The sequence below is a fragment of the Helicobacter cappadocius genome (genome assembly GCF_030688855.1).
Classification (GTDB): domain Bacteria; phylum Campylobacterota; class Campylobacteria; order Campylobacterales; family Helicobacteraceae; genus Helicobacter_J; species Helicobacter_J cappadocius.
Genome location: NZ_JAUYZK010000018.1, coordinates 1 through 12,567, shown reverse-complemented (window position 1 = coordinate 12,567; position 12,567 = coordinate 1). Strand labels below are relative to the sequence as shown.

14 protein-coding genes are annotated in these 12,567 nt (G+C 33.4%); all 14 read left to right on the top strand.

The features are described from left to right. Nucleotides 1–662, top strand: a 662-nt coding sequence (locus Q5I06_RS08540; protein WP_305520934.1) for a restriction endonuclease subunit S, incomplete at its 5' end; no start/stop codon positions are given. Nucleotides 663–808: 146 nt separating this feature from the next. Beyond that, nucleotides 809–1,744: a hypothetical protein gene (locus Q5I06_RS08535; protein ID WP_305517701.1), complete on the top strand. Its 936-nt coding sequence runs from the start codon at nt 809–811 to the stop codon at nt 1,742–1,744. Nucleotides 1,745–1,797: 53 nt separating this feature from the next. Then, nucleotides 1,798–3,207 carry a UDP-glucose dehydrogenase family protein gene (locus Q5I06_RS08530; protein WP_305517702.1) on the top strand — a complete coding sequence of 470 codons (1,410 nt, stop codon included), beginning with the start codon at nt 1,798–1,800 and terminating at the stop codon, nt 3,205–3,207. Continuing rightward, the gene (locus tag Q5I06_RS08525) at nt 3,207–4,163 is read left to right on the top strand and encodes a glycosyltransferase family protein (protein WP_305517703.1); all 957 of its coding nucleotides are present in this window, start codon (nt 3,207–3,209) and stop codon (nt 4,161–4,163) included. Before Q5I06_RS08530 ends, Q5I06_RS08525 begins: the two co-directional genes overlap by 1 nt. 4 nt (nt 4,164–4,167) lie before the next feature. Then, nucleotides 4,168–5,484: a phosphoenolpyruvate mutase gene (gene aepX, locus Q5I06_RS08520; RefSeq protein WP_305517704.1), complete on the top strand. Its 1,317-nt coding sequence runs from the start codon at nt 4,168–4,170 to the stop codon at nt 5,482–5,484. Between the two features lie 20 nt (nt 5,485–5,504). Continuing rightward, on the top strand, nt 5,505–5,657 hold the full coding sequence (locus Q5I06_RS08515; RefSeq protein WP_305517705.1) for a PglD-related sugar-binding protein: 153 nt from the start codon (nt 5,505–5,507) through the stop codon (nt 5,655–5,657). Continuing rightward, nucleotides 5,638–6,354, top strand: a complete 717-nt coding sequence (locus tag Q5I06_RS08510) for a TylF/MycF/NovP-related O-methyltransferase (protein WP_305517706.1) — start codon at nt 5,638–5,640, stop codon at nt 6,352–6,354. The genes Q5I06_RS08515 and Q5I06_RS08510 overlap by 20 nt, the downstream gene beginning before the upstream one ends. Nucleotides 6,355–6,363: 9 nt before the next feature. Then, a complete protein-coding gene (gene aepY, locus Q5I06_RS08505; protein WP_305517707.1) occupies nt 6,364–7,506 on the top strand; it encodes a phosphonopyruvate decarboxylase in 1,143 nt (380 codons plus the stop codon). After that, the gene (locus tag Q5I06_RS08500) at nt 7,506–8,564 is read left to right on the top strand and encodes a phosphonoacetaldehyde reductase (RefSeq protein WP_305517708.1); all 1,059 of its coding nucleotides are present in this window, start codon (nt 7,506–7,508) and stop codon (nt 8,562–8,564) included. The genes aepY and Q5I06_RS08500 overlap by 1 nt, the downstream gene beginning before the upstream one ends. After that, the gene (locus Q5I06_RS08495; protein ID WP_305517709.1) at nt 8,565–9,464 is read left to right on the top strand and encodes a LicD family protein; all 900 of its coding nucleotides are present in this window, start codon (nt 8,565–8,567) and stop codon (nt 9,462–9,464) included. Nucleotides 9,465–9,514: 50 nt separating this feature from the next. Continuing rightward, nucleotides 9,515–10,744 (top strand): glycosyltransferase, encoded by a 1,230-nt coding sequence (locus tag Q5I06_RS08490; protein ID WP_305517710.1) that lies wholly within the window; start codon nt 9,515–9,517, stop codon nt 10,742–10,744. A gap of 94 nt (nt 10,745–10,838) precedes the next feature. Continuing rightward, the gene (locus Q5I06_RS08485) at nt 10,839–11,006 is read left to right on the top strand and encodes a hypothetical protein (protein WP_305517711.1); all 168 of its coding nucleotides are present in this window, start codon (nt 10,839–10,841) and stop codon (nt 11,004–11,006) included. Next, nucleotides 11,003–11,464 (top strand): hypothetical protein, encoded by a 462-nt coding sequence (locus tag Q5I06_RS08480; RefSeq protein WP_305517712.1) that lies wholly within the window; start codon nt 11,003–11,005, stop codon nt 11,462–11,464. The genes Q5I06_RS08485 and Q5I06_RS08480 overlap by 4 nt, the downstream gene beginning before the upstream one ends. Nucleotides 11,465–11,473: 9 nt before the next feature. Continuing rightward, nucleotides 11,474–12,454 carry a polysaccharide deacetylase family protein gene (locus tag Q5I06_RS08475; RefSeq protein ID WP_305517713.1) on the top strand — a complete coding sequence of 327 codons (981 nt, stop codon included), beginning with the start codon at nt 11,474–11,476 and terminating at the stop codon, nt 12,452–12,454. Nucleotides 12,455–12,567: the final 113 nt, after the last annotated feature.

The window sequence follows — 12,567 nt, the reverse complement described above, 5'->3', positions numbered from 1 at the left end:
AACTCAGACAAAAACAATACAAATACTACTTGAACAAACTCCTCAGCTTTGAAAATGATGGGGGGGGGGGATTAGTTCAATGGCTAGAAATGCAAGAAGTGTTTGATATTAGAAACGGCTATACTCCCTCAAAGGCTAAAGCAGAATATTGGGAGGGGGGAAATATACCTTGGTTTAGAATGGAAGATATTCGAACAAATGGAAGAATGCTTTCAGATTCTATCCAACACATCACAAAACAAGCAGTCAAAGGAAAATTATTTCCTGCAAATTCCATCATAGTAGCTACGACAGCAACCATAGGAGAACACGCACTCATAACTGTTGATTGCCTTGCCAATCAACAGTTTACTTTTTTGACCAAAAAGCAAACTGTTGGCAATAAACTAAATATGAAGTTCTTTTATTATTATATGTTTATTGTGGATGAATGGTGCAAAGAACATGTGAATTCATCAAGTTTTGCATCTGTTGATATGGCAGCTTTTAGAAAACTCAAAATCCCCATTCCGCCTTTAGAGGAGCAGGAGCGGATTGTGGGGATATTGGATAAGTTTGATGAGCTTGTGAGTGATATTTCTTTGGGGATTCCTGCGGAGATACAGATGCGGAAGAAGCAGTATGAGTATTACAGAGACAAGCTGCTTAGGTTTGAGGAGTGAAAATAAAGACAAGATCACATTAAAAATAGTAGTTTTTGATCTCACCTGCATTATGATCGCTTTTTTGAGCATATCAAAGAATACAGCAATCCTAAAAAATCTATTATGCTAAAATAAAGGTTTTATTTCTTTCAAGAAGGTTGCTGATGTTAGCCCCTGTAGTTCTCTTTGTGTATAACAGACCTATTCATACAAAACAAGTCATCGAAGCATTGATACAAAATACACTAGCTAAAGATACAGAGCTATTTATTTTTTCAGATCATTATAAAACCAAAGCCGATGAACAAAGCGTACTTGAATGTAGAAAATATATTCAAAGTATTTCTTCTTGTTACCTAGGTGGATTTAAAAAAGTTCATATCATTTGCAGAGATAGAAATTTTGGACTTGCAGATTCCATCATTGATGGTGTAAGCACTATTATTAACAAATATGGCAAAGCCATCATTTTAGAAGATGATATTGTTGTGAGCAATGTATTTTTGGATTATATGAATAGTGCTCTTGATAAATATGAAATGCAAGAAAAAATATGGGCAATCAGTGCATGGAATTATCCCATAGCTAGTGATGATCTTGGAGATTGTTTTTTCTGGAGAATCCCTCATTGCTGGGGGTGGGCGACTTGGAAAAATAGATGGCAATACTACAAAAGAGACATTGATTGGGTTAAGAAAAATTTTGATTCAAAAGACATCAAAGCTATTAATTTAGGTACTTATTCCTCTTATTGGAATGATTTTGTTCTCAACGAGCAAGGCAAAATCAAAACTTGGGCGATTTTTAATTATCTTATCGCTTACAAACATAATGCCTTGACCTTGATGCCTTCTGTTTCATATATAAGACAAATCGGTTTTGATGGTTCAGGAACGCATTGTGGAGATGAAGAAATATTTCATTTTGAGACAATCAATACAAAATTTCCCATTGAATTTCCTAACAACATAGAAGAATCGCCTCTAGCCCTGCTTAGGATACAAAATTTTCACAGATCTCTTAAAAAACCTTTTTTCACTAGAGCAAAAAACAAACTCTTAAGAATTTTCAAGAAAATCTTCCAATCAAACAAAAGCTAAAAAACCTTTATGATATAATTGAAACAATATTTAGTTAAGTGCTAAGGGAAATAATGAAGATTACTATTGTCGGCTCTGGTTATGTTGGTCTTGTAGCTTCGGCTTGTTTTGCTGAAATGGGTAATGAGGTCATCGTCCTAGACATTGATGAAAACAAAATCAATCAACTCAAAAATGGCATCATTCCTATATATGAACCCGGTCTTGAAAAGCTCATCGAAAAAAATACTCGATCTTCAAATCTGATCTTTAGCACAGATAAAAAAACTGCCTATACAAATAGAGAGATTATTTTTATTGCTGTAGGTACGCCTATGGGAGAAGATGGAAGTGCGGATATTACCTATGTTCTAAATGCCGCAAGAGATATAGCAGAACATATCAATCAGCACACTATTATCGTAAATAAATCCACCGTGCCTGTAGGTACTACAAAAAAAATTCAATCTGTTATCAAGCAATACAAAAAAAATGGAAATATAAATTTTGACATCATTTCAAATCCAGAATTTCTAAAAGAAGGCGTGGCTATCAATGATTTTATGTCCCCTGATAGAATTATCATAGGTTACGAAAATCCAAAAGCACTTGAAGTTATGAAAATGCTTTATTCGCCATTTTTGGTAAAAAATAATCGAATCATCACAATGGATCTCGCTTCATCAGAGATGAGTAAATACGCTTCAAATGCAATGCTTGCTACAAAAATAAGTTTTATCAACGAAATGAGTCAAATATGTGAAAAAGTAGGGGCAAATATCAATGATGTTCGCATTGGAATAGGATCGGATTCTCGCATTGGATATAGTTTTATTTATCCAGGTTGTGGCTATGGCGGGAGCTGTTTTCCAAAAGATATCAAGGCATTACAAAAAACCGCCAAAGAATTTAATGTTTCATCATTTCTAATTGATGCGGTAGATAAGGTCAATCAAGCACAAAAGCTTGTTTTGCCTAGAAAAATTAAAAAACATTTTGGAGAAAACCTACAAAATAGGGTATTTTGCATATGGGGACTTAGTTTTAAGCCAAAAACAGATGATATAAGAGAAAGCAGTGCAATTGTTCTGATTAGCGAGTTGCTCAAGTTAGATGCAAAAATCAACGCCTATGATCCAAAAGCAATCTCAAATATGAAAAATATATTTCAAAATATTAGCTATTACGAGGATAAATACCAAGCACTAAAAGATTGTGACGCACTAATAATCGTAACAGAATGGAAAGAATTTAGAAATCCTGATTTTAATAAAATCTCCTCATTATTGAAAGAAAAAATCATATTTGATGGTAGAAATATTTATAAAGATCACCAGCTCTTAGGCTTTAAATATTATAGTATCGGTGGGGGGGGGGGATATAGAGAATATCACCTAAATCTCTATAATCTTCATCTATCATTCCCTGGTGCTATATCAGAGTCTTTATATAATCCACTCCACCAAAATCAGCGGGTTGCTTGATGAAAAGTCTTGCTCCTGTTTTGGTGATGGTTTATGATAGATTAGATAGTCTTCAAAACGCTATTGAATCGCTAAAAACAAATGAATTGGCAAAATACACAGATCTATATGTCGTTTCTGATGCAGCCTATAAAGACGAGCATGAAGAAATAATTCTGAAGATAAGAGAATATATCAAAACTATCAAAGGGTTCCAAAAAGTAAAGGGAATTTGTTGGGAAAAAAACAAAGGCAGTTTTGATTCTGGAAAGGATGCTATAGAATATATTTTTAGCCGATACGACAGAATTATCAGTATTGAAGATGATATCTTGGTCTCTAATAAATTTTTAGAATATATGAACAATGCTCTTGAATATTATAAAGATGACAAAAGAATTTTTTCGATCACCTCTCACATACACCATAAAAAAAATTTGATTCCAAGAAATTATCCCTATGAAATTTTTCCTATTAAGATGTTTAATCCTTGGGGAACTGCGATCTGGAAAGATAGATATGAAAGCATTGATTGGAGCTTAGGCGGTATTGAAGAATTTCTAAAAAACAAGCAAAAAATCGCTGAATTTAATAAAATCTCACCACACTTATTTCCGTTGTTGCAACATATGCTTATGCACAACAAAAAATACACAGATGTAATGATTTGCTATGATATGTTCAAAAATGGCAAATATACTCTATATCCTATCAAACCTCTATCAGTAAATCGCGGACATGATGGCAGGGGGGAACATTGTGGAAAAGATAAAAATTGGCAAAACCAAAAACTAGAGTTTGATTTTTCTCCCAAGATGGTAGAGAATATTCCCTATTCACCTATCATAGCCAAAAACATAAGTAGAGCATTTTTTTCATACAGATCAGATCTTATCAATCCCATATTAAAAAAACTAAAAATCTACACTCTTTTAAAAACCATCTATAAGTTCTTATTTGAATCAAAAAAAGGATAAACCCATGAACTCTCCAATCGTATATGTGGCAATGAGCGGTGATCTCATACATCCAGGACATATTAATATTTTAAAAATAGCTTCAAGTTATGGTAAGGTTATTGTAGGATTGCTCACTGATAGTGCTATTGCATCATACAAAAGATTACCATATATGAACTATGATCAAAGAAAAGCGGTTATAGAAACCATCAAATATGTAGATGAAGTGATTCCTCAAAATACTCTAAGTTATGAAGAAAATATCAGAAAAATAAAGCCCGATTTTGTAGTTCATGGAGATGATTGGAAACATGGTCCTCAAGAAAAAACAAGACAAAATGTTATTGCCACACTCAAAGAATTAGGCAAAGGAGAACTTATAGAACCCCCATATACAGAGGGAATCTCTTCAACACAGCTCAACATCAATGCAAGAGCCATCGGCATTAGCACCAATGCTCGTTTATCGCTATTACGCAGACTCATAGAAGCAAAAAAACCCTTACGTATACTAGAAGCACACAACGCCATATCCGCACTCATCGCACAAAATGCTTATGGAGAGCCAAATGGAATTGGGAATGGGAAAATTGAATTTGATGGAATCTGGTCAAGTTCGCTTACAGACTCTACTAGCAGAGGAAAACCTGATATAGAAGCTATTGATCTAACTGCAAGACTTACAACTATCAATGAAATCTTTGAAGTAACAACAAAACCACTGATCTATGATGCTGATACAGGTGGCAAACTTGAACATTTTATATTTACTGTCAAATCACTAGAACGTACCGGAGTGAGTGCGGTTATTATAGAAGATAAAATAGGTTTGAAAAAAAATTCACTTTTTGGAAATGAAGTGATTCAAAATCAAGATAGCATAGAAGATTTTTGTCTCAAGATAGCTGCAGGAAAAAAGGCTCAAGTCACTTCAGATTTTATGATTATCGCAAGGATTGAAAGTTTGATTTTAGAAAAAGGTATTCCTGATGCACTCAAAAGAGCTAAGGCATACATTGAAGCTGGAGCTGATGGGATTATGATTCATTCACGTCAAAAAAGCCCTGATGAAATATTTGATTTTCTAAATCAATTTAGAAACTATGATACTAGTACGCCCGTAGTAGTCGTTCCAACAAGCTTCAATGAAGTGAGTGCAAAAGAGTTAGCAAATGCAGGAGCAAATATTATTATTTATGCAAATCATATGCTAAGAGCTGCCTATCCAGCGATGAAAGAAGTAGCAGAAGGCATACTAAAATTTGATAGAAGCAAGGAAATTGAGGATAAGTGTATGGATATCAAAGAAATCCTCCATCTTATACCTGGAACAAAATAAACTCAAAAAAAAGGAAAATTATGAAAAAAATCGTCATCTTTGGTGCAGGAAACTGCGGAAAACTCATCGCTAAAAGCATTTTAGAAAATCAAAATTCTCTGTTATTTTTTATTGATAACGATGAACAAAAACACAATACACATTTAAAATTAGATGGGGGGGGGGGCATATGAAATCAAGCCTCCTAAAGAAATATTAAAATATGAGTTTGACACAGTGGTGCTAGGAACTTTTACAGGTCTTGATGAACTCAAAGATCAACTTTTAGAAATGGGGATTTTAGAAGAAAAAATCGATTCAACCTATATTGAATCTAGCGTTAGAGCCCGTATAGCCTTTTTAGAAGATTTTGCAGGAGTAGCCTTAGAGAAAAATCTTCCTGGAAATGTCGCGGAATTGGGCGTATATCGTGGCGATTTTGCACGTCATATTAATGCAAATTTTCCAAATAAAAAACTTTACTTATTTGATACTTTTGAAGGTTTTTCAGAAAAAGATATAGCATTGGAAGGAAATTTTTCTTCATCTCAAAATAAACACTTTAGCAATACTAACATCGAATTAGTATTAGAAAAAATGCCCTATAGAGAAAACTGTATTATCAAAAAAGGATGGTTTCCTCAAAGTGCTAAAGATGTAATGGATAATTTTTGTTTTGTAAATCTTGATGCAGATTTATATATGCCTATTTTAGAGGGACTGAACTTTTTTTATCCCAAGATGGTCAAAGGAGGAGTGATTTTAATCCACGAATATTTTTCAAAAGGCTATAAAGGCGTAAAAAAAGCTTATGAAGATTTCAGTGCGGATAAAAACATCATTTCATTGCCTATTGGCGATAATCTAAGCCTAGCCATCATTAAAACCTAAAGGAAAAAAATGCTTGATACAAATAAATTTGGAGAACTTTTAAAATCCTATGGATTTAATACCTTCGTAGGTGTGCCATGCTCGTTTTTATCCCCACTTATCAACTACGCACTCAATGAAAATAAATTCATTATGGCAAACAATGAGGGCGATGGGGTTGCCATCGCTTCAGGTATCAGCTTAGTAGGAGAGGAAACAGGGGTGGTGCTAATGCAAAATAGCGGTCTCTCAAATGCCCTCTCACCTCTTAGTAGCCTCAATCATACTTTTGAGTTACCTATTTTGGGATTTGTTTCTCTAAGAGGGGAAATAGGAATATCTGATGAGCCTCAACACGAACTTCTAGGTATTATCACTGATAAAATTTTAGAAACTTTTCAAATACCTTATGAGTATCTAAGCCCTGATTTAAGTATTGCAAAAGAACAGATTACTAAAGCAAAAGAGATTATCTCTAAAAACAAAAGTTTCTTTTTTATTGTGCGTAAAAATACATTTGAAGAAATAACACTCTTGCCTCAAACAATACAGAGAAAAAAAGAAGGGATTCTTGTAGAAAGGGGTTCACGTAACACCCCTATTACAAGATTACAAGCCCTTAATGTCATCAATGAAATCAATGATAAAGATTCTATCACTCTAGCAACCACAGGAAAAACTGGAAGAGAACTCTATGAAATCAATGATGCTAAAAACTATCTATATATGGTCGGTTCTATGGGATGTGTGTCTTCTTTGGGGCTAGGATTGAGCCTAATGAGTGATAAAAAAATAATCTGTATTGATGGAGATGGAGCACTGCTTATGAGAATGGGGGGTTTAAGCACCAATGCCTATTATGCCAAAGGGAATTTTTGCCATATCTGTTTAGATAATCATTCTCACGATTCTACAGGGGGTCAATTCACACTTTCTATTAATTGCGATATTCCAAAAATCGCACTTGATAGCGGTTATAAAAAAGTCTTCAAAATCCACGATTTGGAAAGTTTTAAAAATACCTTGATTGAATTTATAAAACACAAAGAAAATGATGGGGCTATTTTTATTTATTTACAGATTGAAAAAGGGAGCAAAAAAGACTTATCTCGCCCAAAAATAAAACCCTTTGAAGTCAAAGAAAGACTCCAGAGATTTCTAAGAGATAACTAATGAATTTTAATTTCTATAATCCTGTTCATATCGAATTTGGAGTATTTTATCTTGATGTTATTGAAAAAATAGATTCCAATAATATTTTGTTGCTCACATCAAAGAGCTTTGAACAAAGGGGAATATCCCATCAAATCCAAACCCTACTAGGCAAAAAACTAAAAAAAACTATCTCTAGCATTCCATCAAACCCAGAAATACATCTTTTTGATGGGCTAAGAGATGTTACAAAAAACATAGACTTCATCATAGCACTAGGTGGGGGAAGCGTGATAGATACGGCGAAAGTTTTGAGCGTGAATTCAAAACTAGAAATATCTGAGGGAAATATTTTTCCAAAAGAAATTAATCCCTTCATTCCTATTTATGCGTTTCCAACGACATCAGGAACTAGTTCAGAACTCACAGCTTGGGCAACCATATGGGATAAGAACAACTCCAAAAAATACTCCTTGCATTTAAAAGAAATGTATTGCAAAAAAGCTATCTATGATCCTACCCTAACGCTCAGTCTAGGAAGAGATCTCACCATATCTACTGCTCTTGATGCACTTTCGCACTCCATAGAATCTATTTGGAATAAAAATGCTAACCCCATTTCAACAAATAATGCCATCAATGCTATCAATCTCATCACAAAACATCTACCAGAGCTAGTAAAAAACCTCGACTCTATCTATCTTAGAGAGCAAATTTCTCTAGCAAGTGTTTTTGCAGGACTTGCATTTTGCAGCACTCAAACAGCTATTGCACACGCAATGAGCTACCCCATTACAATGCAAAAAAATATTCCTCATGGGATTGCTTGTAGTTTTACTCTGCCATTTTTACTAGAAAATCTCCCTCAATCACAAGCAAGAGAAATTCTCTATCCGTATAAAGATGCTATCAATAATCTTTTTATTGAGCTTGGTATTAAAACAAACTTTCAAGACTATGGAATCAATACAGAAGAACTCAAAGCAATCTTGAATTCTCTAAATGCTAGAGCAAAAAATAGTTTGTTTGATATAGAAATACTCAAAAAACAACTCATAAACCAAATACAAGGAAAATAAATGAACCCTGAACTACTTAAAGAAGTCCAAAACAAAACCCTAGATGTAGCCAAAGAATTTAAAAGAGTTTGTGAAAAATACAATCTAAGATATTTTATGTCTTGTGGAACCTTGCTTGGAGCTGTGAGACATAAGGGATTTATTCCCTGGGATGATGATATGGATTTTTATATGCCTAGAAGTGATTATGAAAAACTAGTGGAACTTGATAGAAAAGATTGCGAAAATGGCACTCATGAAGTATTTGACAAAAAATTTATTTTCAAACATTGGGAGAAAACCCCTAATTATATTTGGAATTTTGGGAAAATAGAAGATACAACCACAACTTGCATAGAATCAACCCTTGCAGAAAATAAAGTCAAATATAAAGGTGGCTTAGGGATAGATATTTTTATTTTAGATGGTGGTGGAAACGATATTCTCAAAGCTCAAGAACAATTCAAAAATCTCACAAAATATGCAAATAGAAGATATGAAAAATACTGGAAACCAACAGTATCAGATAGAAATAAATTCCCAATCAAGCAAATCAAGCAAACAATATTAGATATTAGATCCAAGCTTTTATTCCAACCTGTTTTAGACTATTTCAAAAACAAAACCCAAAGAGAATGTCTAAAATACGATTTTGATCATTCTGAGATCATTGCGAGTGCCTTTGTGCTGTGCGTGTATCCAAATGCCACTCATTATTTAAAAGATTTTATTCCAAGCATTATGCTAGAGTTTGAAGATACAAAATTCCCTGCTCCAAACAATTATAAAACCTATTTAGAAAGGCTTTATGGAGATTATATGACACCTCCACCCATAAAAGAAAGAACTGGGCATATGCCTTATTATATTAATCTTGATCTGCCTTTTGAAGAATACGATCCTCCCTATCTTGTCAAATAAATTTTAGAAATTCTGTATAATACGCCCATCAATTCACATAAGTTGGACGAATGAAAATTTTACATCTTGTATCCCAAGATTCTGGGGGAGCTGGAAGAGCTGCTTTGAGAGTGCATCAAGCATTGTTGGATAAAAATATAGAATCCATAATGCTTGTTCAACAAAAAACCACAGACAAACCCAAAGTAACAAGACTTGCAAAAACAAATTTTCAAAAAATAATCGAAAAAATCAGACCATTATTACCTAGTCTATTTTTATTGCCATATACTCACAACGATATTTTTTCTCCAAATGCTCCTAGCAATAGACACTTGCTTAAAACTATTGCTTCACTTAGGCCCGATTTGATTCATTTGCATTGGATTAATAATGGATTTTTAAATATCGCAGATCTAGCAAAGCTAAATATACCCATGCTGTGGAGTCTTCATGATGCAAATCCCTATACTGGGGGTTGTCATGTCATACCCAATCATTGTGAAAAATTCAAAACTCATTGTCAAAAATGTCCATTATTGCATTCAAATTTTACATACGATTTGAGCTATTTTACATTCAACAAAAAAGCTAAAATCTATCCAAAACTTAATATCACTATCAATGCCCTGAGCAAATGGATAACTAGTTGTGCAAAAGAATCTATGCTTTTAAAGGATAAAAGTATTATCAATCTTCCCAACTGCATTGATACAAAACTCTATCAACCTATCAAAAAGATACTAGCAAGAGAACTTCTAAATATAGAGTTATCTAAAAAAATTATCGCATTTGGTGCCATCAATCCAATGAGCATCCAAAGGAAAGGCTACCATGAACTAAAAAAAGCTCTCAAGCTCTTAAAAAATAAAGAAAACATCAAGCTAATCATCTTTGGATCAGCACAAGGAGAGGATATTGAAGGCATACAAACTCTATATTTAGGACATTTAAATGATGATATTTCTCTTAAAATTCTCTATAGTGCTTGTGATGTTTTCATAACTCCAAGCTTGGCAGAAAATTTAAGTAATGTTATAATGGAATCTTTAGCTTGTGGTACACCGGTGGTTGGATTTGATATTGGAGGTAATAGTGATATGATTGAGCATAAAACAAATGGATATTTAGCCAAGGATTATGAAGATTTAGCAAGTGGAATTGAATGGATTTTGAATTTAGAAAAAAATAATTATGAAATACTTTGTGAGAATGCAAGAAAAAAGGTCTGTTCTGAATTTGATAGCGACAAGGTATCATTAAGATATATCAAAGCATATGAGAAAATTTTAAATGCTTAAAACAATCAAACTACCAATAAGAATAATACTAAAAATATATCGCGAAACAAAGAAATTATCCAACAGGTTGTTTTTCCCTCCAAAATGGAAGAATATGCGTCATTTAAAGCCTATTTCAAGTGTATTTGGGTTTGATAGAGGGACTCCTATTGATAGGGTATATACAGCTGATTTTTTGAATAAAAATTTCAAACACATCAAAGGCGTCGTATGTGAAATAGCAGAATCAACTTATACAAGGCAATGGGGGGGGGGCAAGTGAGTAAAAGTGAAATATTACACTACGATCATAATAATCCAAATGCCACCATCATAGGCGATCTGACCTTATACCATCTATTACCTCAAAATTATCTTGATTGTTTTATTTGCACTGTTACTTTGAATTTTATCTATGAATATAAAAAAGCCATAGAAGGCATTTATTCTATGCTAAAACCCGATGGAGTAGCATTGGTAACTGTAGCTGGACTCGTTCAAATCAGTCGATACGATTATATCCGATGGGGTGATTATCATCGTTTTACAGATATGGGAATTAAAAAAGATTTTGAAAATACCTTTGGAGAAGGAAACATAGAAGTGTTTTCCTATGGAAATGTTCTGAGTGCGATAGCAGAATTACAGGGTATTGCAGCAGAAGAACTAACACATGAAGAGCTATTTTACAACGATAATGACTATCAAATCATCATCAGTATCAAAGCTACCAAAAAATAGGAGAATATGATGATAAAAAATACCCTCATCAATCAAATTTCAAAAATCAAATTTGTTCAAAAAATCTTCAAAGGCAAAGCTACCATATTAATGCTTCATCGAATATCTCCTTTGAATCACCAAAAAATCCCCGCAAATGAAAATATGAAAGTAAGTCCTGAATTTCTCGAAGACTTCATTATCAAAGCAAAATCTCAGGGTTATCGCTTTATCTCTGTGGACTCTATGTATGAAGGGCTAATGAACAATACTTTGGAAGAAAAATCACTTATTGTTACTATTGATGATGGATATAAAGATAACCTAGAATTTGGCTACCCTATTTTCAAAAAACATCAAATTCCATTTTGCATCTATGTTTGCACATCATTTCCTGAAAATACACATAATATGTGGTGGTTTGCGCTTGAAGATTATCTACTCAAAAACAATCGTGTAAATCTACTTGGAGAATTTCTAAACATCTCCTCCAAGGAATCCAAACAAGAAGCATTTCTAAAATTCCGCGAAATCATCATCGCAAACTCAAATAATTACGAAGATGCAACAGGCATTATGAATCAATTAGGAATTTTCTATGATCCTAGAGATTATGATAGATTGGCATTAAAATATGAAGAGATAAGAACTTTACTCAAAGACGAATTGGTCACTATAGGAAACCATACCCACACCCATCCAATATTCTCTAATCTCGCTCAAGAAGAGATTATCGCGGATATCAAAAAGGCAAATTCAGCATTCAAAACCCATCTAAACCATACTCCAAAACATTTTGCTTACCCTTTTGGAAGTAGAATAGAGGTAAAAAAAGAACATTTTGAATTATTGAAAATTTTAGGTTTCAAAACAGCTGTAACCACAAGAAATGGACATATATACCCTCAACACAAAAATTTTATGACCTGCTTACCTAGAGTGTTTGTAACTGAAAATTTTGAACTACAATCTACTTTTAGGTTGCGTAAAAAAATCATCATTACAGATTAAATTCCTGATTAAAATAGAGGATTAGCTAAATTTTTCAATAACTCAACAACCAATAAAAGTGAGTTTGTTTGTCAGTATAGCTCCTCCCCTTATCCTGCGAAAAATAATGACAA

Bases quoted from the DNA above. Each gene is read 5' to 3' on its own strand.
- Q5I06_RS08535 (WP_305517701.1), top strand. From the start codon at position 809: ATGTTAGCCCCTGTAGTTCTCTTTGTGTATAACAGACCTATTCATACA.
- Q5I06_RS08530 (WP_305517702.1), top strand. From the start codon at position 1,798: ATGAAGATTACTATTGTCGGCTCTGGTTATGTTGGTCTTGTAGCTTCG.
- Q5I06_RS08525 (WP_305517703.1), top strand. From the start codon at position 3,207: ATGAAAAGTCTTGCTCCTGTTTTGGTGATGGTTTATGATAGATTAGAT.
- aepX (WP_305517704.1), top strand. From the start codon at position 4,168: ATGAACTCTCCAATCGTATATGTGGCAATGAGCGGTGATCTCATACAT.
- Q5I06_RS08515 (WP_305517705.1), top strand. From the start codon at position 5,505: ATGAAAAAAATCGTCATCTTTGGTGCAGGAAACTGCGGAAAACTCATC.
- Q5I06_RS08510 (WP_305517706.1), top strand. From the start codon at position 5,638: ATGGGGGGGGGGGCATATGAAATCAAGCCTCCTAAAGAAATATTAAAA.
- aepY (WP_305517707.1), top strand. From the start codon at position 6,364: ATGCTTGATACAAATAAATTTGGAGAACTTTTAAAATCCTATGGATTT.
- Q5I06_RS08500 (WP_305517708.1), top strand. From the start codon at position 7,506: ATGAATTTTAATTTCTATAATCCTGTTCATATCGAATTTGGAGTATTT.
- Q5I06_RS08495 (WP_305517709.1), top strand. From the start codon at position 8,565: ATGAACCCTGAACTACTTAAAGAAGTCCAAAACAAAACCCTAGATGTA.
- Q5I06_RS08490 (WP_305517710.1), top strand. From the start codon at position 9,515: ATGAAAATTTTACATCTTGTATCCCAAGATTCTGGGGGAGCTGGAAGA.
- Q5I06_RS08485 (WP_305517711.1), top strand. From the start codon at position 10,839: ATGCGTCATTTAAAGCCTATTTCAAGTGTATTTGGGTTTGATAGAGGG.
- Q5I06_RS08475 (WP_305517713.1), top strand. From the start codon at position 11,474: ATGATAAAAAATACCCTCATCAATCAAATTTCAAAAATCAAATTTGTT.